Source organism: Adhaeribacter aquaticus DSM 16391, assembly GCF_000473365.1.
Classification (GTDB): domain Bacteria; phylum Bacteroidota; class Bacteroidia; order Cytophagales; family Hymenobacteraceae; genus Adhaeribacter; species Adhaeribacter aquaticus.
In genome coordinates, this window is sequence record NZ_KI421517.1 from 3,764,046 (window position 1) to 3,785,357 (window position 21,312).

A 21,312-nucleotide genomic window follows, 5' to 3' on the forward strand; every position below is an offset into this window, starting at 1 on the left:
GTCCTTAAGATTCATTGTTTTCCTTAATTTATTAAATAAAACCAATTTGTAATATTTAAGATGAAAAATTACTCCTTTATAACCCTTTCTGTTTCGGATGGCAGCGATATGGAGGCTTATGTTGCTTTTCCGGAAACGGCAGCGCCATGTGCAGCCATTATTCTGCTCCAGGAAGCCTTTGGAGTTAATAATCATATCCGCAAGGTGGCAAAACAACTATGCCAGGAAGGCTATGCCGTTATGGCCCCTGATTTATATCACCGTACTGCTAAACGCCTGGAAATAAATTATAATGATTTTGCGTCGGCTTTGCCGCATTATCAGGCAATAAAAAAAGAGGGACTTACAGCCGATTTCCAAGCTACTTATGCTTGGCTGCAAACTCAGGAAAATATATTAAGTACAAAAATAGGTGCTATTGGCTTTTGCCTCGGTGGACGAGTGGCTTTTATAGCAAATACTGTTTTACCTTTAGCCGCAGCCGTTTCCTATTACGGTGGAGGTTTAGATGCCTTGGCTGGGGAGGCAGTACATATGCAGGCGCCTCATTTATTTGTCTGGGGCGGCCTGGATACGCAATTACCGCAGGAAAAAATTAATAAAATTATAGATGGTGTAAGAGCAGCAGGTAAAGAGTATACCAATATGGTTATTTCCTATGCGGGCCATGGGTTCCACTGCGACGAACGTAGCAGTTACCACCCGATGGCGGCAAAAGAAGCCTGGGTTACCACCCTTGCTTTTTTTGCTAATCGATTAAAATAATAGCTTTTTACCTGTTCAGAATTCAGAAAAACAAATAACATTTTTGCCATACCAGATAAAAACTATACAGGTTTAGTTTTCCAAATCTTACTGTAATAAGCAATTTTATCTTGAATATAACTCACCAAACTGCCGGGTTAAAATATAATAGGTTTTTAACATGGATGATTGGCGACTAACAGTTTCAATAAAACCAGATACCAATAAAGTAATTTAAATAAAGGTAACCAGAAACGAAGAGTGCAATTCCAACTTATTTAAATAAATTAAGTTAAAACCAAAATCCCAGTAAAGTATAATTCAGAAGTCAAATTAAAGAGAAAGTTCTACTACCCAAATGCGCAAAGTGTTTAAGTATTAATTCAAAAGCATTTGTTAAATATACGTAAATATAGGTTTAGCTTACGTATAGTGCTTGTTTAAGCAACACCAAAACCTACTTCGCACGTATATTTCGTTTTTGAAAGCAATCTTATAAGTTGAGAAATTCTTCCGGAAATCCTAACCAGGAAGGACCACCTTGGCTAATATTGGTTTTTGTATTAAAGTTAGAGGATTGGTCTTAAAACAGGAGGAGTTCAGTGCCTGTTAGCTCAAAACAATAGTTTTATTAAAAAGCCAGGCATAGGAAAGATATCAGGAAAAAATTGTTTTATAACTCATTTAGTTAAAAGTTTAAACGGAACAATATGGAGGCAGTAATGCGCCAGGAAATGTCAAGTGGTGTTTTTGGAAACTATCAGGTTCCTCCCCAATTCTTAGACGAGGTGTTTAACAGTGCAGGGGGAGTTAACCCACATTATGAAAATATTTATCAGCAATTTGTAAAATTCAATAAAGAAGAATTTAAAGAGCTGAATGAACAGGCCAAATCCGCCTTTTTTAATCAAGGCATCACCTTTTCGGTGTACAGTGATAAAGCCAAAGGCGTAGAGCGGATTTTCCCATTTGATCTCTTTCCCCGTATTATTCCGGCAGCAGAATGGGCCCGGCTGGAAGAAGGTATTATTCAAAGATGTGTAGCTCTAAACCTTTTTATTCAGGATATATATAGCAACAAGCATATTTTGAAAGATAAAGTGGTTCCGGCCGAACTGATTTTTTCTTCTAATAATTACCTGAAGGCCATGCTGGACTTTAAACCGGTAGGCGGCATATTTACTCATATTTCCGGTACCGATTTAATTAAACACAGTGATGGGCAATACTATGTGTTGGAAGATAATCTAAGATGTCCTTCTGGTATTAGTTATGTATTATCCAATCGGGTAGCCATGAAGCGGTTGCTCTTTCCTATGTTCCGGAAACTTAATATTAGCCTGGTACATCAGTATCCGCAGGAACTACTGGCTACCATGCAATCAGTGGCACCGGAAGGGGTAGATGTTCCGAACTGTGTGGTTTTAACCCCCGGCGTATATAATTCGGCTTATTTTGAACACGTATTTCTGGCCCATAACATGGGTATACCCTTGGTGGAAGGCAGGGATTTGTATGTAGATAAAAATTTTGTTTACATGAAAACCATCAGCGGACCCCAGCGGGTTGATGTAGTATATCGTCGGTTAGATGATGCTTTTTTAGACCCATTAGCCTTTAAGCCTGATTCTATGTTAGGGGTACCCGGCATTATGGCAGCCTACCGCGAGGGCAACGTTAATATTCTGAACGCACCAGGTACCGGTTTTGCCGATGATAAAGCTGTTTATACGTATGTTCCTGATATCATCCGGTATTATTTAAACCAGGAGCCTATCCTGAATAACGTCCATACTTATCGTTGCGAGAAAGACGATGATTTTCAGTATGTATTGGAGAATATGGATAAGCTGGTTATTAAACCAGTAGATGAAAGTGGAGGATATGGCATTTTAATTGGTAATAAAGCTACAAAAGCCGAATTACAGGAATTTAAATCCCTTATCACCCAAAACCGGCGCAAATACATTGCCCAACCTATTATGGCGCTTTCGATGCATGCTACCTTTATAGAAGAAGAAGGTAGATTTGAGCCTCGGCATGTGGATTTACGCACCTTTACGCTGCTGGGTAAGGATCGGCAATATGTTTTAAAAGGTGGTTTATCCCGGGTAGCACTCAGGAAAGGAAGCCTGATTGTTAATTCTTCTCAGGGTGGTGGGTCTAAAGACACCTGGGTAATGACCGATGATAATTTTCAGGGTTAAGGCCGGTTATGCCACCAAGAGTATTCTGTTACTTATTATCTAAATTAATTTAACCAGAAAAGAAGCAGGGTCAGTATATAATTTTCTTCGGAAACCACGGCACTTGCGGATTAAATATAAATAATATTCATGTTATCAAGAATTGGGAATAGCTTGTTTTGGATGGGGCGGTACATTGAAAGGGCCGAGCATATAGCCCGGCATGCCCGGGTGCAGTATGCCTCCTCCGTGGACGCACCTTTAAGCCAAAAAAGAGAAGCCGTATTGGAATCAATACTGGATATGGCTACCAACCGGGAAGGGTATTTTAATGTTCATTCACAGCTTAACGAAGATGACGTAGTCCGGTATACCGCTGTTTCGGAAACCAATAATTTTTCGGTTCTGGCTTATATCAGCATGATTCGGGAAAATGCCCGGGGCGCCCGGGATAGTTTATCTATTGAGCTTTGGGAAGCGATAAATTCTTTTTATCACAAAATAAATGCCTTTTCAACTGCCGGGTTTCAGGCAGAAGAAATAGAATATTTTGCCCGGAGAATTGAGCAAAACAGCTATGTAATTAAAGGGTATATTGATAATACCTTATTACATAATGCCGTTTGGATGCTCATTTCGTTGGGAATACACCTGGAGCGGGCTACGCAGGTAATTTTAATTTTGCAGACAAAGCTTAAAGATATAGAAAAGAACAATTCTTCCAAGTTTGAAGAAGCGGTAGATAATTTCCAGTGGACAACCGTGCTGCGGAGCATTGAAGCGTACGATATGTTTATGCGGTGTAAAAAAACTACTCCTAATAAACACCATGTGCTGGACTTTTTACTTTTTGATACCGCTTTTCCTAAATCTATTGCTTTTAGCCTTTCCTGTGTAAAGCAGTTTATTTCCAGCATTCCTTTTCCGGACGAAGAGAAAAAAAAGGAGTCACTGGAATTTATAGCCGGAAAACTAGCTTGTCGGTTCCAATACACCACCATTGATGAAGTAGAAGAAAAAGCCTCAGAATTTCTAAAACAAACTTTAAATACTATTTATGAGATAGCGGGTTTGCTGGATGTTAAATATTTGAAATATCATTGATGCCTGCCTAATTAGGCTATGACTACAACCTACGAAATTACTTATAGCACCCATAATACCTACGAAGAGGATGTAAGGGAAGCGCTTTTTTCCTTTTTAGTTATTCCTTGTCAGGATGAAACGCAAAAGCTGAAAAGCCTGCGGTTTTCTAATTCGTTGCAGTTAGAAGCTTTTCAATATCAAAATACTTTTGGCTTCGAAGTAGCCCAGCTTTATAATGCCAGGCCCTTTAAAGAATTAGGTTTTCAAATGATTGCTACTGTGGAGAAAGAACACAGGTTTCTTCCTTTTGGCAATTACTATTCTTTACAGGAAGAGCAAAGCCTCTTGCAGGATTATAATTTTTATATTGAGCATCATTTATTTCTGGGTACCGGGTACTATACCACCATTGATCAGGTTTATACAGATAAGGTATTAATTCGTCAGGAAAATGAATCTGTCTATAATTATTTAAACCGGCTGAACCTGTATGTTTACCAGATGCTGGAGTTTGACCCGGAGCCTACCCATGTTTGCACCACTGTAAATGAAGTGCTTAAATTAGGTAAGGGGGTTTGTCAGGATTTTACTCATTTATTTATTGCCCTGGCCCGCCGTAACAAAATTCCTTGCCGGTATGTATCAGGTTACTTAAACCAGGGCCTAAACCTAACGGGTACTGCAGTAATGCATGCTTGGGCAGAAGCCTTTATCCCGGGATTTGGCTGGCAGGGTTATGATCCTACCAATAACCTTTTAGCTGATTTCAATTATATAAAGGTGGCTCATGGCTGCGATTATAACGATTGTAGTCCGTTGAAAGGAGTTCTTAAAACCAATGGCAGGCAAAAAACGACATATGGAGTTAAGGTGTATCCGCTTCTTTTAAGCGCCCACACCGAACAGTAAGGAGCTATAGGGCAAGAACCATCACCTTCTTTCTTAAATACAATAAATCAACTATCCGGAAAAAATAAATAAAATGAAAACCTTTCACTGTAGTTGTGGTAACAAACTTTTTTTTGAAAACTCATTCTGCTTGTCCTGCCATCGGGAAGTAGGTTGGTGTCCGGTTTGTAAAGGTATGCATGCGATGGAGCCGGATGGAAGTGGTGGGTATACGTGTACCAATACTACCTGTAAAGCCAGTCTTGAAAAATGCTATAACTATGCTACCTATAATGTATGTAACCGGATGGTACAAAATATGGGGCAGGAGCAGAACGGGCAGAATTTGTGCAGTTATTGTAAACTAACAGATACTATTCCGGATCTGTCGGTAAATGGTAATCTGCAAAAATGGTATCACCTGGAGGTGGCAAAGCGGCGCCTGTTGTATCTGCTTGAATTTTTAGGTTTGCCCTTTGGTGCCCGGAATGAGCAATTTGAATTACCGCTTTCCTTTGATTTTAAGGAAGATATAAAGAAACCTCCTATTGTGGGTTGGATAGGTATAGGTAAAGAAGAAAAAGTATATACCGGTCATGCCGACGGCAAGATTACCATTAATATACAGGAGGCAGACCCGGTAGAGCGGGAGAAATTGCGGGTGCAGCTGGGCGAAACCCAACGTACCCTAATTGGGCATTTTCGGCACGAAATAGGACATTATTATTGGCAACTGCTAGTGCAGGGCAAAGACGAAGAAGCATATAAGGCTATATTTGGCGATCATGAAAATCCGACTTATAGCGAGGCTCTAAATAATTATTACCAAAATGGACCCAAAGCAAATTGGAATAAAAGTTACATTAGTGCTTATGCCACCATGCATTCTTGGGAAGATTTTGCCGAAACCTGGGGTACTTATTTAGATATGGTTGCGGTGCTGGATACGGCTGATAATACTGAACTATTGGAAATGCCAGGTTTGGATTCAGAAGAAACACAACTTGAAGCAATGCTCACCCGCTATGCTGATCTTAGTCTTAAAGTAAACGAAGTTAACCGCTCCCTGGGATTGCCCGATCTTTTGCCTGAAACATTTTCTGATCCGGTAGTAGAAAAGCTAACGTACATCCACCACCTTATTAAAAGAAATCAAACTCAAAATTAAGTTTAAAAATTTTTAGGTGAATTACTATTTAAAAGCCCCTGGTGTTTTAGTATTTTTAACACCAGGGGCTTTAAATAGGTAGGTTTTTACTTTTTATCAAGTTGTCTTTTAAGTTTCTCTTCTACATTTTTTATTAATTCATACCAGTTTTCACCCCGGTCCTCCGCAAAAACATCAGTACCTGGTACGCCTACCCGCATTCCCACTCTTTTAGAATCAGTAGAGTGGTTGGCTTCTTCTTTAAAATATACATCTACTGAATCAATTTTTTTAGCGTGACGCATTAATTTAGTAATCGTATCCCGAACGCTTTGCTGTACTGAATCTGAAATGCTTATATCTACTGCCTGAACATCAATTTTTATTCCTTCAAAGTTTTCTGTGTAGTTCATATTTCTAACGTTTGTATCTTTTACAAAACCTAAACGAAATAGTCCTATATTGGGTTGGCATCCTTTACTGCTTATGGGAAGTGAAGGTTTGGGTAATAAGTAAAGTTTAGCTTAAGACGGAAGCTTTACAGGGTATCAAAATCCCAATGCTTCCTTGCTAAAATTTAATTTATTTTATCCCACATTTCAGTATTTCTTCAATTTTAAATATTCTAATCAATAAAACTTTATTGAGTAAATTCAGCAGAAGTTTATTACCAGGAAAATTAATTATTATCTAGGTGGGAACTTAAAAAGCCAAAATTAATTTAGTACAATAAATATCAGGTTAAGCCCGCCATTCTGAGGAGTAAAGGCAAAAGTTGATAATCGTTCTAATTGCTTTTAAAGATGCAATAAAACATATATCTGCTTAATTGTTCTAGCAATTGGGTATGAAAGGATTTTAATAACGCCTGGGTATGACTACTATGGAAGAAACCAAAAAAATTATATATATTTAATGAAATTATAAATATAGTTAAAATATAATATTATTTGTATTGGCAATTTTGTTCTTATTTTAAGAGACCTATTTTGTTTTTGATCATTTAAACTTTCCTATTTTTTATACTCCCATTTAACAATAGCTCCTACTAATTAACATCCTCAATTTTATATGATAAAAACTCTACCATTTAGTTTTAAACTTCTATCGCTTTGTTTACTTCTGGGAGGTTCTATTACAGTCTCTGCACAAAGCATTCGCCATGTTTCCGTTACCGGAACGGATACCGGTAAGTGTCCGGAGGGAAGCCCTTGTGCTACGATTAGTTATGCCGTTCAGGTGGCGGCGCCGGGCGATGTAATTAAGATGGCTGCCGGTAAGTATAATCAACAAGCTACTATTTCTAAAACCCTAACCTTACAAGGTGCCGGTGCAGGAACAGATCCAGCCATACATACTATTATTTCCGGTGATTCACCTGCGTTAAGTGGCAACGGTATCACGCTGGCTACAAATGTACCTAATATTACAATCAAGGATATAAGGTTGCAGAATTTTAGTGCTGGTAGTGGTATTTATGGAAACGGCCTTAATAATGGCATTTCTATTGAACATGTACAAGTACATAATAACCTGGGAGGTAGCAGTGCGGATGCTGGTATTCATTTAAATGGACCTATTTCAGATGTTAATCTTAATTATATAGATGCTCAGTTTAACAGTACCCGGGGAATTGTAATCTGGAACGGCCGGAAAGATCGGATTACAATCACTAATTCTATTGTTAGTAACAATAGTTTATCTGGTCTGGAATTACAGGATGGTACTGCTTCAGGCGTAACTATCGCCAACAATAGAATTGAAAATAATAAAGATTCAGGACTTTCTTTAGTAGGTTTGTCAGCTGGGGCCGGGGCCAATTTAATTTCCGGAAATACTTTAACTAATAATGGCCGTTTTGGTATAGAAGTAAAATTGCCAAATGGTACTGGCCAGGAATCCGGAGATGGAAGTATTGTATTCACAAATAATCAGGTAGAACGAACAACCCCAATTGCAGCTAATGAACTTCGGGATTTGGCTGGAATTGCTGTCTACCGCCGTAGCTGGACAAACAATAATGTTGATATTCCGAATGGTGTTGTTATAAAAGAAAATATAGTAAAAGGTTACCGCCAACCTAGCTTAAGCGAAGGATTTGGTATTGTAGTAGAAGGTACCAATATGGTGGTGGTGGATAACACTATTTCAGATAGTGATGTGGCTATTCAAATGCAGGCTGGCCACTTACCTTATGCTGCTCAAACAGGAACAGATGGTGACCAAAGTAATCTGGAAGATCAATACTTTGGCCGTGGCAACACCCCCAAAAGTTCGGGAACGATAAATCGTAATATTTTTGAAGGTAATACCAATGATATCCGGTATGTTGGCTTACCTGCTCCGCCAGAGCATGATCGTACCTGGGTTGGTACAACTTCGACTGCGTGGGAGGATGAAAGCAATTGGCAGGAAGGTGAAACACCAAATGAATATACTGATGTTCTTGTTCCTGAGGGTTCAATTTATTCACCCGTTATTTCTAAAAATCAATCCGTAAGTAGCCTTCAAATTGCCGATGGCGCAACGCTGGCTGTACAGGAAGGAAGCCTGAAGGTAAAAGGCAACATAAATAACGATGGCGTTCTACAACAAACCGGCAATGGCGGTGTCGTTTTCACCGGTAAGCAACGCCAAACCTTAGGTGGTGCTAAAGCATTAATACTGGACAATTTGGAAGTAGGGGCTGCCGGGCTTGACCTTTCCGGGCCGGTTAGTATTAAAAAACACCTTACCGTATATGGAGATCTGATTACTCATGGACAGCCCTTAAATTTAATCTTAGATGAGGAAGGGGCGGGCTCCATTATCCAATCCGGCCAAGGCAAAATAGAAGGTTTAATTACCATGCAACGTCCTTCTGTACCTCAGGCAATATTGAATACCGGGTACGATATTATTTCCTCGCCTTTTGGCAATGTTCAATACCAGGATGTTTTACCCTTAACATCACCAGAAGTACCAAAAGCTGGAGAGGTGTTTATTTTCGACGAATCACAAATTACCGGAACTACTTCTGATATAACAACTTTCCGCCAAGGCTGGTTATCAATTACCAATAAAAAACAAGAAATATTGCCGGGTACGGGTTTGCGTATTGCTGCTGATAAGATCGGGTTAGTGTCTGTAACAGGTTCTTTGAGGAATGGACCAGTGATGGTTAATAACTTAGGCCGGGGAAGCAACCCTCAAAGCGGTTGGCATTTATTGGGTAACCCTTATGCCGCTCCATTAGATTGGCGTCTGGTTCAGGTTCCTGTAGGCATGAATAAAGCACTTTACTCGTTGGGGAAATCTGGCCATTATGAAAGTTTTGTAAATGGCATTGGCACTGCCCCTCAAGCTTACATCATACAGCCCATGCAGGCTTTCTTTGTTCAAGTTCATAAAGGTCCGGTAAATTTTGTTTTTGACCCGATACAACAGCTAACAACTGAGCTGGGAGGACAGAATACCCCAGATACCCGTCCTCAATTGAATTTGCAAATTTCAACGGACAAAAAGAAGGATGTAACCGTCATATATTTTCAGGAAGGAGCAACGGCTCAACCAGAAAGTAACTTTGATGCCCATAAATTGCCAGAAATTGATCAGGAGCACCCAATAATTTATACCAAGGCAGGTAATGAAAACCTTTCCATCAATGGGTCTTCTTTGTTGTCTCCCGGACAGGAAGTAGCAATTCCATTAGGGGTGGCTGGTCCGCAGGGAAAACTCTTAACCTTACAAATTAATCAGCTCTTAAATTTTGATGGTAAGGTAAATATTATTTTAGAAGATCAGCAAATGGGTGTTTACCAGGATTTACGCCAAAATCCTAATTATACCTTTACCCTCAATAGCCATATAGCAGAAGGGCGATTTAAAGTACATTTTACCACTCGCAATATGGCTGCTTTCCCTGCAAAAACGTTAGAAAATAGCATTTCGGTATTCCCAAATCCTACCCGGAGCAATGTGCAGGTAAACCTAACTGGTTTAGGAGAAGAGCAGCAAATAGGGCTGGTTCTATATAATGATTTTGGAAAAATGTTAATTAACCAGCAGGTGCCTGTTAAGAATGGTCGCGTAATGGAGACCTTAAAACTGAACCAATTCAGCAAAGGGATTTATATGCTGCATTTACGTACCCTTAAAGGCACGGTTCAACGAAAAATTGTATTAGAGTAATCTGATTAACTAAACAATTACTTGCTGATTTTGAATGCTTAAATAAAAAAGCTAAAGGTTTCTCCTTTAGCTTTTTTATTTTTAAATTTTAAAACGGCTGGCTTAGCCTTCTATTGTTGATCTATTATAAACTACCTTAATAAAATAATTTCTGTAAAATACCAGCTTATTTTTTAGCCTTTTGCAAGAGGAAGTAAATAATAATATAAAAAGCTAATACAGGTACTTATGCTGGTTTGCCTTTAAAACTTTCAATAAGTTTCCGAACTAATATTACTAGCTTATCCAGAAAAAAGCCTAAGATCAAGCCGCCAATTCCACATAATAGGGCTACTGCCAGCCAGGCCAGGAAGGGGGTACCAGCCAGGGCGTGTTCTACTTCTAGTAGCGGATGGTGCAGAAAAGAGATTCCATGGGTAATAATTTCAAACCCAACCCATAACATGGCAGCGGTACCTACATAACCTAATATTTTAAAAAATTTAGGCATAAAGGTCACAATGCCGCGCCCAATGCTTTGTATTTGGGTACTGTTATTTTCCTTGGCCATGTGCAAACCAAGGTCGTCGGCTTTAACCAACAAAGCAACAAAACCATAAACTGCCGCTGTAATAAAAATGGCTACGCTAAACAATACTGCAATTTGAGTTACCAAAGGCTTGTCTGCCACCTGACTATAAGCAATAGCAATAATTTCGGCGGAAAGGATTATATCGGTACGGACGGCACCTTTTACTCTTTCTTTCTCCAGCTCCTCCGGCGTAATTACTTTTATTGCTTCAGATTTAGCTTCAGGTGTGTGGTGGGGTTTGCTGAACATGGAATGCACCTTTTCATACCCTTCATAACATAAATAGGCGCCACCCAACATTAATATAGGTGTAATAGCCCAGGGAGCAAAAAATCCAAGCAATAAAGCAGCCGGGCTTAAAATAACAACCTTATTTATAAGTGATTTTTTAGCGATTTGATAAATAATGGAAAGTTCCCGCGAGGGGTCGAGGCCCACTACATATTTAGGTGTTACGGCGGTGTCGTCGATAACAATACCCGAAACCTTGCCCGTTGTTTTAGCCACCTGGCTGGGCACATCATCCAGGCTGGCAGCGCTTACTTTTACCAGGGCCGATATATCATCTAATAAAGCAAGAAGTCCAGAAGCCATATGTTTTGATTATAGTTATAAAATTAAGAAATAAATTAACCAGCGAATTGAGTACAGTTGATTGGTCCCAATATAGATAGCTCCTGACTTAATAGCAAAATTTCTATATTTTAGGATCTATGGTTTTTAATTTTCTACGGGTCTACATAACTTATTTAATCTTTAGAATCCGTAAATAATTATAAAGTATCAGCAGGTACGTAATTCCGTAGATTTAGGTAGTAGCCTGATTTAGTTATAGGCGCTTAAATTATAGTTTAAATCCTGAAAAATAATCTAAAAATAGAAAAGGAGATAGGGAAGAAGCTGGCAGGTTGGTTTTTAATTTTTGTGAGGGGAGTGGTAAAAAAAGGAAGGTGCTAATTGTATAGTATTGACTTGTAATTGCTTGTTAAATTATTAGTGGGTATTTGTCTAAATTGATATAGATAATAATTTGGAATAGTTAAACTAACAGAATCCCAATAGGTAGAATATAAAAGCATCGGCGGTTCTATAAAAATAAATGTAGAACCGCCGATGCTTTTAATTTTAGTTATATCTTTATTTAAAAATCCAAGTTTTCAGTAATGCGGGTGCCATCTTTTTGAAAGGCTTCTACATACATCCTGATTCGCTCTTTGGCGACGTCTAAATTATGGTTATTCAGGTTGATATTTAGTAAATCCACAAACCATGGTAATTTTTCTTCGCTCCGGATATAAGTTACTGCTATTTCCCGGGCAATGGGCAGCGTAGTGGTTTTGGAATCCTCGTGTACATCCCGGTTATCGGCCTGCAGTAGTTTAGCATATTCCTCTTCCAGCAATTTTTCGAACAAGGCCATGGTAAAGGTATCCCCGGCTTTTGTGCCCGTGGTAGCATCCTCCTCGGTTAGTGTAGCTCCTTTATGTACCCATTCCCATAGTATGCTTAGCCGTATTTCACCGGTAGCCATATCTTCCATCAGGTACAGGATGTCATCATTACCAAAAAAGTCGGCGGGCTTCAAGGCAGCAGCCTGCATTCCCTGGCCAAAGGCATTACCATATTGAATGGCTACACTTAGCAGATTACGGGCGCCCCGAATGGTAGTAGGTGCCGGTTCCAGTAACAACAGGTTATCAGCATCCTGCTGGGTATAGGTAAGCCTTGGGAACGGACGGCCTAATTGGTTCGGCTCCCCAACTTTTTCCCAAACCGGCCGCACAATATTTACCATTTTCCAGTGAGCCACCCACTTACCGCTGGCGCCTTCCCTTTGTTCCCGTTCAGCGCCGGCTACCGCTTTTTTCATGCTGGCGGCTACCCCTTCCGGCGAACCAACCGGAATATTAGGTTCCATACCACCTTGCCAAAGCGCAAAATTACCATTAATATCGGGTGTATTTACGGCGCACCTAACCCGGTTTTCATAGTGACGCATGTACCCGTAAGTCATAGTAATAGCTTCTATATCCGGGTTGATAAAACTTTTATCCCAGGACATGGCATCGGCTACACTATTTATATAATCCCAGCGGCCCGTATTAAAACCAACAAAATGTTTGCCCAATGCGGCCCGGATTTCCATTAACTGGTAGGTTTCTTCCAGTTGTTCTACCAGGACATATACCTTAATGGTGCCCACCGGTAAATCTAAATGGTTTTCCAGCGCTGCCAGCATATCGTTCCAAAGAGCGGCTTCTCCAGCCGTTTGGATTTTAGGCAGGTATAATACAATAGAAGAACCAGCCAGTTGCAACGCTTCATAATTGTTTACCACGTACAAGGTCATATCTACCAGCGAGGCAGCCATGGCTACACCATCTGCATCCCGCAAATGGCGGTCGTCTAAATGCAACCCACGGGCCCGGAATATTTTGGTGGTAAAGTTTAGTTGTTCCTGCCAATCTGTTATCAGGGTTTTGCCCAAAAAGTCCAGAGCCCAGCGGTTTATTTCGGCGGCTATAATTTCAGCGACTTTTAAAAATACCGGATCTTTGCTGATAGCCAGTTTGAGGTTGCGCTGGTTATCCAGCGACATGGTATTTACCTGCCCCAGGGCATCCTCGGCATCAAACATCCAGCCATCGGCCCCGGAAAGTAAGGCATACGCCACGTTTCGGATACTGCTTTCCAAGGGAGCATTGGGTTTGGCGGCCGGTCCGGTACCTTGTATCCATTGGCGTTGTAAATCGGCCGGAATAACTGCTCCTTCAAATTTACCGTCGCGGGCATCCTGTACTTTAATATTGGTGCGGGGTATCAGGCTTTCCGGATCCAGGAAAGTAATTTTCCTTTGCTCCTTTTGGCGGTCGGAGCGACGCTTAATACGGGCCGCCATAGCTGCTTTTATTTCCTTGTTAAAAGGAGCCAGAACCGAAAGGGCTTGTAAAGCTTCCGGTGTATAAACATCGGCGTAAGCTTCCAGCAGATTCCCATTAATTTTTAAATTATTTGTAATTGTGTCAGTTGGAGTTGCTAAAGACATAATTAAAGTTTTTTATTCAGAAGGTTTTAGTTAATTCATACCAGCACTTATCCTGTTTTTAGGCAGGGAGCACTTGCGGTTTTACTGGCTGGGTAAGCTTTGAAGCTTAAGCTGTTTAGTTTGGGTTTAGGACATTTCAGTTAATAGGAAAACAGTCATAGACAAAGGGCCATGGGCACCCAATACCAGGGCTTGTTCAATGTCAGCAGTTTTGGACGGTCCGCCAATAAAGCCGCCAAAGCCATAATTACCAATACCTATTTCGGCATAAGCTTCATGCAGGGTAGGCACAACCTGGTTTGCCGATACAACTACAGCCAGGTGCTGACAGATATAAGGAATAATGCGTTGCCCCATTACTTCATCAGTTAACCAGATAGCACCGTTTTCAGCTACGGCCAAGTGACCTTGTATAACGGCGAGCTCCACATCTTCAAAGGTATGCGGATCCACCGTTTGCGATAACATTTCGGCCATGTCACCTAATTCCGGCAAAGTGGTTACAGTGCGTTTAGTCAGTTCAAAATTATCCTGCAAATAAGTTTTGATTTCGGCAAAGTCGGCTACTTCTAAAGCGGTGCCCCCTATGGTTTTAAAAATTTCCAGGTATTGCTGTACCGCCTCGCTTTTATTTCCGCCAAACATACTAATATCCGGCAGAACCGAAGCAGCTGGCTGGTTTTTTAATACGGCTTGTAAAATTTTTTCCCGGCTGTTCATGCGGTTTTTTTATAGTATAAATATTTACTTTAATGATAAATTCAATTTAATAAATCAGGTAATTAAGTTTCATTTTATAGGTATCTCTTATCTGGTGTTAAACCCTAACCAGCTTTTACCTGATGTTCTATTTATAAACCGGCTCTTCTTTTTCATGATTTTGGGCGTACCATTCGGCAAAAGATTCCTCTGGCCCCTCCGGTAATTCCCGCTGCTTATACCAAGGGTTAAATTTGTTATTTATCATAAAGGGCAGGTTTTGCATAAACCAACGGCCGGCTTTGCCCGCTTTGGTAAAATTTCCCGGCGATGATAAAGTCCAGGCCATGGTTTTCATACCCAGCGCTTTGGTATAACCGGCATAACCTTCTTTTACAATAACCTGGCGCCATTTATACAGCTGGTCGTGGATATTTATTTTAACCGGACAAACATTGGAACAGGAGCCGCATAGGGTAGAAGCATAAGGTAGGTCGGCGTGTTTCTTCATATCGAGGTTAGGTGCCAGAATAGCTCCTATTGGCCCCGAAATGGTATTGTGGTAGCTTAGTCCGCCACTTTTCCGGTACACCGGGCAAGTATTCATGCAGCTTCCGCATTTTATACATTTTAGAGAGTCCCGGAAATCTGGTCGTGCCAGCTGGCGGGTGCGGCCTGCATCTACCAATATCAGGTGCATTTCCTGGCCGGGCCGGGGCTTCCGGTAGTGGCTGGAATAAATAGTAATGGGCTGACCAGTTGCACTTCGGGCCAGCACTCTTAAAAAGATACTTAAATGCTTTTTCTGAGGAATAATTTTTTCCAACCCCATAGAGGCAATCTGTACTTCTGATAAATGAGCGCCCATATCGGCATTGCCTTCGTTGGTGCAGACTACGTATTCGCCGGTTTCAGCAACCGCAAAGTTTACGCCCGTCAAGGCGGCCCGTCGGGTCATAAACACGTTGCGTAAATGTTTGCGGGCTACCCGGGTAAGCAGGGTAGGGTCCGATAAACCTTTTTCGCTACCCAGGTGCTCGTGAAACAACGCCCCGATTTCTTCTTTCCGTTTATGGATACAGGGTAACACAATATGGCTGGGTGGTTCATTGTCAATCTGCTGGATATATTCTCCTAAATCGGAGTTTATTACGCTAATGCCTCTTTCGGCCAGGTATTCGTTCAGGTGGCATTCTTCGGTCAGCATGGATTTACTTTTCACCATCTGGGTAATTTCTTTCGCCTTCAGAATGCTGTACACGATGGCATTGTGTTCGGCGGCATCAGCGGCCCAATGCACCGTTACCCCATTTCGGGTTAAATTTTCTTCGAACTGCACCAGGTAATCATGCAGGTTTGAAATTACATTATGCTTTATTTGCGAAGCTACTTCCCGCAGGTTCTCCCATTCCGGTATTTTCTTGGCCGCCAAATCCCGCTTTTCCCGGATAAACCAAAGGGCGCCGTCGTGCCAGTTTACGCGCTCTTCATCCTGAATAAACGCTTCGGCTAATGTGGCATGATCTTGTATTTGCGTTTCTTTCATAAGGAGGCATTTAAGATTTCGGCAATATGAACTACTTTAACATTACTTTTCTGGCGGTTTAAAATTCCTTCCAGGTGCATCAGGCAAGACAGATCGGACGAGGTAATGTATTCTGCCCCGTTCTTGCTATGATCAGTTACCCGATCTTTTCCCATTTTTACGGAAACTGCTTCTTCGGCCACACAAAACGTACCGCCAAAGCCGCAGCATTCATCCCGCCGGTCCAACGTTACCTGCTCCAAACCCTTCACCAGGTTTAGCAATTGCTCTGGTTTCGAAAAATAAGGCGCATTTAATTCGCTCATTTGCGACAGGTGCAGCCCCCGTAAACCGTGGCAGCTTTGGTGCAGCCCTACCTTGTGCGGAAATACGGCATCCAGGCGTTCAACTTCAATTACATCCGTCAGAAATTCCACGAGTTCGTATACTTTCTCCCGGATGAGCGCTGCATTTTCCGGTTGTCGGGCCGAACTCAGGTGTTCCTTTACGTGCAGCACACAACTGGCCGAAGGCGCTACGATGTAATCATATTGAGCGAAATTGCGGATAAAGTTTTCGTTACAATCAGTCGTTAAGTGTTCGAAGCCCGAGTTAGCCATGGGCTGGCCGCAGCAAGTTTGCTGGGTTGGGTAGTCCACCTCCAGGCCCAGCTTTTCCAGTAGTTGCAGGGTAGCTTTGGCTGCTTTCGGGTAAAATTGGTTTACATAACAGGGTACAAAAAGTCCTACGGTCATAGAAAATAAGCATGTGTTAAAGGTTCTACCCGAGCAATAAATTGGGCTTTACTTCCTGGTCAGGAATAGCCAAAATTTTGCCCGGGCCTGATATTAAACTTTTGGATACAGCGTGGTAATGGCTAGTTTGGTGCGCTTCCGGTTCAGGTATACTACCAGCCCGCCTATAAAGAACAGCAGGAGCGCCAGCACGAGTAAATAGGTATAACCGGTAGTCAGGTCAGCGGTGGCAGCAGTTGCTGCCAGGGCCACTTGTTCATAAGCAGGCACAATCCATTGAATCACGTAAGCCTGCATCATGGTTAGCACGCAAACCATACCCAGCATTATAAAGCTATGCTTAACCGTAAACCGGAACAACTCAGATTCTTTACCTACCAAACCTACTGCTGCCGAACCTATAGCAATAGATTGGGGTGATATCATTTTGCCCGTTACCCCACCGGAAGCATTGGCGCTTACGGTAATAACCGGATCTACTCCAATGGCTTCTGCAGACGTATATTGTAATTTGCAGAATAAAGCATTAGCAGAGGTATCAGACCCAGTCAGGAAAACACCTAACCAACCCAGTATGGGAGAAAAGAAAGGGAATAAAACACCTGTGCTGGATAAAGCCAAAGCCATGGTATTAGACATTCCGGAATAATTAGCAATAAAGGCAAAGCCAACAATAGCGGCAATGGTCAGAATAGGAAATTTTAACTGGTTCCAGGTAGCGAAATATGTTTTTAAACCTTCTTTTAAACTTAAGCCAATTAAGGGCAATGAGATAAAAGAAGCCAGTAGTACAGCAGAACCCGGGCTGGAAAGAAAATTAAATTCAAATGGTTTGATTGCCATAATGCCGCCGTCGGGCTTTAAAATAGCATCCTGCAAGCCCGGAATAGCAAATTTTAAGGAGCCCATTGCATTCAGAGCACCTTTTACTGGAGCTAATCCCCAGGCAATTACCATCAGCGTCATAAAAATAAAAGGCGTCCAGGCCCGAAGGACCTGCCCCGGGGTATATTGCAGTTCATTAGCAATGGTTTGGGGTGGTTCTTCTTCAAAGCGCCATAAAGTTTTAGGTTTCCAGTAACGTAGTAGTATCATTAAACTAATAATGGAGGCTAAGCCAGCCAATACATCGGGTAACATTGGGCCTAAATAATTAGCCGAAAACCATTGGAAAAAAGCAAACGATCCGCCCGATACAATTATAGCCGGCCAAACTTCCATAGCTTTTTTTACGCCTGCCATTAGAATAACCAGGTAGAACGGCAGGATAACCGACAAGATAGGAAGGGTGCGACCAACCATCTGGGAAATGGCCATTTCAGGAATATCGGAAACCTGGGCCGCCATAATAATTGGAGTGCCTACAGCGCCAAAAGCCACCGGAGCCGTGTTGGCTATAAGGCATATGCCGGCTGCATACAACGGGTTAAAGCCCAGGCCCACCAGCATAGCCGCGCTAATTGCAATGGGAGCACCAAAACCGGTAGCGCCTTCCAGAAAAGCGCCAAATGAAAAAGCAATTAACAAGGCCTGTAACCGACGGTCGGGCGTAATAGAGGCCATAAAGTTTTTAACAATTTCGAACTGGCCGCTCCGAACAATAATGTTATAAAGAAAGACGGCCGCAATAATAATCCAGCAGATTGGGAATAAGCCGTACATGGCACCGTGCAGGGTGGAAAGTAGAGCCAGTTTGGTGGGCATGCCGTAAGCAACCACCGCAAGTATAATAGCAACAAGCGTAGCAAGTAAACTGGCCTGGTAGCCTTTCATTTTCCGGATGGTGAGCGCCCAGAAGATTATAAAGACCGGTATGGCAGCAATTAGGGTGGATAAGGGCAGGTTGTTTAACGGGTCAAAAAGTTGAGTCCAGGTCATGGCATACTTTTATTTGGTTTACGAATGCTTACAGGTACTTACATAATAGGTTAATTGGGTATGCGGGTGATTAGGATAAATTGAAAGATATAATTTTTCTATAAAACTTAAAATTTAAAAGGGTAAAATTTTAAAAATTTTATCAAGAAATCGATCTGGCAGGTGGTTGTTAAATTAAAGATGTAAAATTGTAAAAATTGCAAAAAGGTTAGGGAGTATAAAAAATTGGCAAGTTAGGCTGATTGTATACCAGGTTTAAAGTTGGCTTCCATATAAATGCTTGCTGTGTTTACCTGTGCCTGAACTGCTTTGCTGATACCAAGCTGCTTCAAACAGAGGATGGAGCAAATAGAATGGTAATTGATTGGAGAATTTTGAAGAGAGGCCGGATCTGAGATGCTAAACCCTTTGTATTAATATAATCGTAAACCAAAATAGTATAGCTTTTTTATTTATAAGAAAAGCTAAGATTTATGATTAGAACTGAAGAAAATAAAACTATGAAGAAGATATTTTTTGGAAGTGGCCTGGTATTGGCTTTACTGGGTACTGCTGCCTGCGAAAGAACAAATAAAGCTGAATCAGCGGATGCAGAAGATAGTAAAACCAGAGTAGTACAACGGGATTCTGTGGCTACAGAATATGAAGTAACAGAAACGGTAGTGGAATACGATACAACCCAAAGAACCAAAACCGTGAAAGCTGATGTTCAGAATGATAAAGATGTCATAAAAGTTAAAAAGGACCGGGATTAGGTTTTATTCACTTTTATTTTAAATCCTTCTGCTATTAATGGCAGGAGGATTTTTTATTGCAAGCAGACTCAGGTACAACCTATTCGATTAAAAAACATAATTTTTTTTCCTATAATCTGACGCCAGGTTATTATTAAATTTCAGCTTACAAAAATTTAAGTTGGGGCTGCCCTTTTTTCCAGATGTCGGTGTATTGCGCCTCGTCTGCCTGAAACCGGGCTTTAACAAAAGGGCAATAGGTAGTAACGCTGAGTTGATGTTCGCGGGCATAGTTCACCATGGCTTCTATTAGTTGTTGCCCCAGGCCCTGGCCCTGCAGGCGTTCCAATACCCCGGTATGGTACACAATTAAATCTTCGCCTACCTGGCTTACCACCATTTCGGCCAGCCGTTCATTATTTTCCTGAATCACAAACGATCCTTTATCACTGGGAAGAAATTCTACGTCGTTCATAAACCTTATTTTTTACTTTAAACGCTGGTGGTCAATTGGTGTTTCTCCATTGCGCCGGAAGCTTTTTTAAATGACATTTTTAGATTAAAAATACTGGGTATTTAAAATAAACCTGATAAAAATACATAAGTAAAAACCCTGAGTTAAATAAAAAGTAAACTAGAAAATTACTTGTTCAACTTTTACTTATGGCGCACTATCCGGAAGAAAAAATTAATTCTTCCTTTATAAATCAAATTAGAAATTACGCCATTTTTGCGACAGACCCAAAGGGGAAAGTTATCTCCTGGAATCAAGGAGCAGAAAAATTAAAGGGTTATCAATCAACCGAAATTATAGGTCAATATTACGCGGTTTTATTTCCGGACGAGTACCAGCAGGCTGGTTTACCGGAACAAGAACTGAAGCTAGCCCTGGAGCAGGGCGTTTTTGAAGCGGAAGACTGGCGCAAACGCAAAGATGGGAGCTTGTTTTGGGCTTCTATTATGTTAACGCCTATTTTTGATGAGAAAGGCAAACATCTTGGTTTTACAAAAATTACCGGGGATATCAGTAAACAAAAAGCCCTACAAGATAAATTAGCTGAACGGCAGGAAGACGCCCTGGAGCTTAAAAACACTGAACTGCAAAAAATAAACTTCGACCTGGACAATTTTATTTATAGCGCCTCCCACGATTTACGCTCACCCATTACTAATATAGAAGCCTTAATGGTTTTACTCCGGGCCGATTTAGAGGAAGTGGGTTGTTTAAATAACGAAACAGAAGAAATAATAACCCGGGTAATATCGTCGGTTGACCGGGTTAAGCAAACTATTTCGGACCTGACGGATATAAGTCGGGTCCAGAAAAATTATTGTGATGATCCGGGGCCCGAATTACTGGATATCAAAGAAATATATGAAGATATCATTGTTAACTTGGCCGATCCGATTAAACAGAAAATATGCTCCCTTCAAACTGATTTTCAAGTTCATCAATTAAAATTTAACAGAAAAAATTTCCGCAGCATCCTTTATAATCTGATTAGCAACGCGGTGAAATACCAGGCCCCGGACCGGAATTGCAATATTACCATTAGTACCAGCCTGCAGGAGCCTTATGTTCTTTTACAGATTATAGATAACGGGTTAGGTATAAGTCAGCATCATCAGCAACAACTATATACCATGTTTAAGCGGTTTCACGACCATGTAGAAGGATCAGGAATTGGCCTTTACATGGTAAAAAGAATAATAGATAATGCCGGTGGAAAAATTGAGGTAAAATCAGCAGAAGGAGAGGGTACCACTTTTAATGTTTACTTTAAAGCCGACCTATAAACCTGTACCTAGAATCTAATTGGATTCTAAAATAGAATTAAGGGGAGAGGGTATGGCAACTGCAGCAGAAAAATCACCTCTATATT

16 protein-coding genes are annotated in these 21,312 nt (G+C 41.1%); 8 read left to right on the forward strand and 8 right to left on the reverse strand.

The window, feature by feature from the left end:
* Positions 1–60: 60 nt before the first annotated feature.
* From ADHAQ_RS0118850 to ADHAQ_RS0118870, 5 genes are all read left to right on the forward strand, one after another.
* Positions 61–765 carry a dienelactone hydrolase family protein gene (locus tag ADHAQ_RS0118850; RefSeq protein WP_034256920.1) on the forward strand — a complete coding sequence of 235 codons (705 nt, stop codon included), beginning with the start codon at positions 61–63 and terminating at the stop codon, positions 763–765.
* 689 nt (positions 766–1,454) lie between these two features.
* Positions 1,455–2,951: a circularly permuted type 2 ATP-grasp protein gene (locus ADHAQ_RS0118855; protein WP_026464273.1), complete on the forward strand. Its 1,497-nt coding sequence runs from the start codon at positions 1,455–1,457 to the stop codon at positions 2,949–2,951.
* A 129-nt stretch (positions 2,952–3,080) separates the two neighbouring features.
* A complete protein-coding gene (locus ADHAQ_RS0118860; protein WP_026464274.1) occupies positions 3,081–4,034 on the forward strand; it encodes an alpha-E domain-containing protein in 954 nt (317 codons plus the stop codon).
* 18 nt (positions 4,035–4,052) lie between these two features.
* The gene (locus ADHAQ_RS26275) at positions 4,053–4,925 is read left to right on the forward strand and encodes a transglutaminase-like domain-containing protein (RefSeq protein WP_051360029.1); all 873 of its coding nucleotides are present in this window, start codon (positions 4,053–4,055) and stop codon (positions 4,923–4,925) included.
* Positions 4,926–4,998: 73 nt separating this feature from the next.
* A complete protein-coding gene (locus tag ADHAQ_RS0118870; protein ID WP_026464275.1) occupies positions 4,999–6,072 on the forward strand; it encodes a zinc-binding metallopeptidase family protein in 1,074 nt (357 codons plus the stop codon).
* An 86-nt stretch (positions 6,073–6,158) separates the two neighbouring features.
* On the opposite strand, the gene hpf is transcribed toward ADHAQ_RS0118870, so the two are convergent.
* Positions 6,159–6,464, reverse strand: coding sequence for a ribosome hibernation-promoting factor, HPF/YfiA family (gene hpf / locus ADHAQ_RS0118875; protein WP_026464276.1), 306 nt, complete (start codon positions 6,462–6,464; stop codon positions 6,159–6,161).
* Positions 6,465–7,122: 658 nt separating this feature from the next.
* Here hpf and ADHAQ_RS0118880 point away from each other — a divergent pair.
* On the forward strand, positions 7,123–10,221 hold the full coding sequence (locus ADHAQ_RS0118880) for a T9SS type A sorting domain-containing protein (RefSeq protein ID WP_026464277.1): 3,099 nt from the start codon (positions 7,123–7,125) through the stop codon (positions 10,219–10,221).
* 226 nt (positions 10,222–10,447) lie between these two features.
* Here the strand turns inward: ADHAQ_RS0118880 and ADHAQ_RS0118885 are convergent, their stop codons facing one another.
* The 6 genes from ADHAQ_RS0118885 to ADHAQ_RS0118910 all read right to left on the reverse strand — a co-directional run bounded on the left by ADHAQ_RS0118885 (position 10,448) and on the right by ADHAQ_RS0118910 (position 18,695).
* Positions 10,448–11,386 (reverse strand): DUF808 domain-containing protein, encoded by a 939-nt coding sequence (locus ADHAQ_RS0118885; RefSeq protein ID WP_026464278.1) that lies wholly within the window; start codon positions 11,384–11,386, stop codon positions 10,448–10,450.
* Positions 11,387–11,933: 547 nt separating this feature from the next.
* Entirely contained in the window at positions 11,934–13,838 is a 1,905-nt protein-coding gene (locus ADHAQ_RS0118890; protein ID WP_051360030.1) for an aldolase/citrate lyase/malate synthase family protein, read from the reverse strand.
* Between the two features lie 126 nt (positions 13,839–13,964).
* Entirely contained in the window at positions 13,965–14,558 is a 594-nt protein-coding gene (locus ADHAQ_RS0118895; RefSeq protein ID WP_026464280.1) for a LutC/YkgG family protein, read from the reverse strand.
* A 127-nt stretch (positions 14,559–14,685) separates the two neighbouring features.
* Entirely contained in the window at positions 14,686–16,083 is a 1,398-nt protein-coding gene (locus tag ADHAQ_RS0118900) for a lactate utilization protein B (protein ID WP_026464281.1), read from the reverse strand.
* A complete protein-coding gene (locus ADHAQ_RS0118905; RefSeq protein WP_026464282.1) occupies positions 16,080–16,817 on the reverse strand; it encodes a (Fe-S)-binding protein in 738 nt (245 codons plus the stop codon). The genes ADHAQ_RS0118900 and ADHAQ_RS0118905 overlap by 4 nt, the downstream gene beginning before the upstream one ends.
* Positions 16,818–16,910: 93 nt before the next feature.
* Positions 16,911–18,695, reverse strand: a complete 1,785-nt coding sequence (locus ADHAQ_RS0118910) for an L-lactate permease (RefSeq protein WP_026464283.1) — start codon at positions 18,693–18,695, stop codon at positions 16,911–16,913.
* Between the two features lie 500 nt (positions 18,696–19,195).
* Between ADHAQ_RS0118910 and ADHAQ_RS26280 the strand changes: the two genes are divergently transcribed.
* Complete coding sequence (locus tag ADHAQ_RS26280; RefSeq protein WP_245590638.1) at positions 19,196–19,450, forward strand: hypothetical protein; 255 nt, start codon at positions 19,196–19,198, stop codon at positions 19,448–19,450.
* A gap of 145 nt (positions 19,451–19,595) precedes the next feature.
* Here the strand turns inward: ADHAQ_RS26280 and ADHAQ_RS0118925 are convergent, their stop codons facing one another.
* A complete protein-coding gene (locus ADHAQ_RS0118925) occupies positions 19,596–19,904 on the reverse strand; it encodes a GNAT family N-acetyltransferase (protein WP_026464284.1) in 309 nt (102 codons plus the stop codon).
* Positions 19,905–20,092: 188 nt separating this feature from the next.
* Here ADHAQ_RS0118925 and ADHAQ_RS0118930 point away from each other — a divergent pair, with 188 nt between their 5' ends.
* On the forward strand, positions 20,093–21,226 hold the full coding sequence (locus ADHAQ_RS0118930; protein ID WP_026464285.1) for a sensor histidine kinase: 1,134 nt from the start codon (positions 20,093–20,095) through the stop codon (positions 21,224–21,226).
* Positions 21,227–21,312 lie beyond the last annotated feature (86 nt).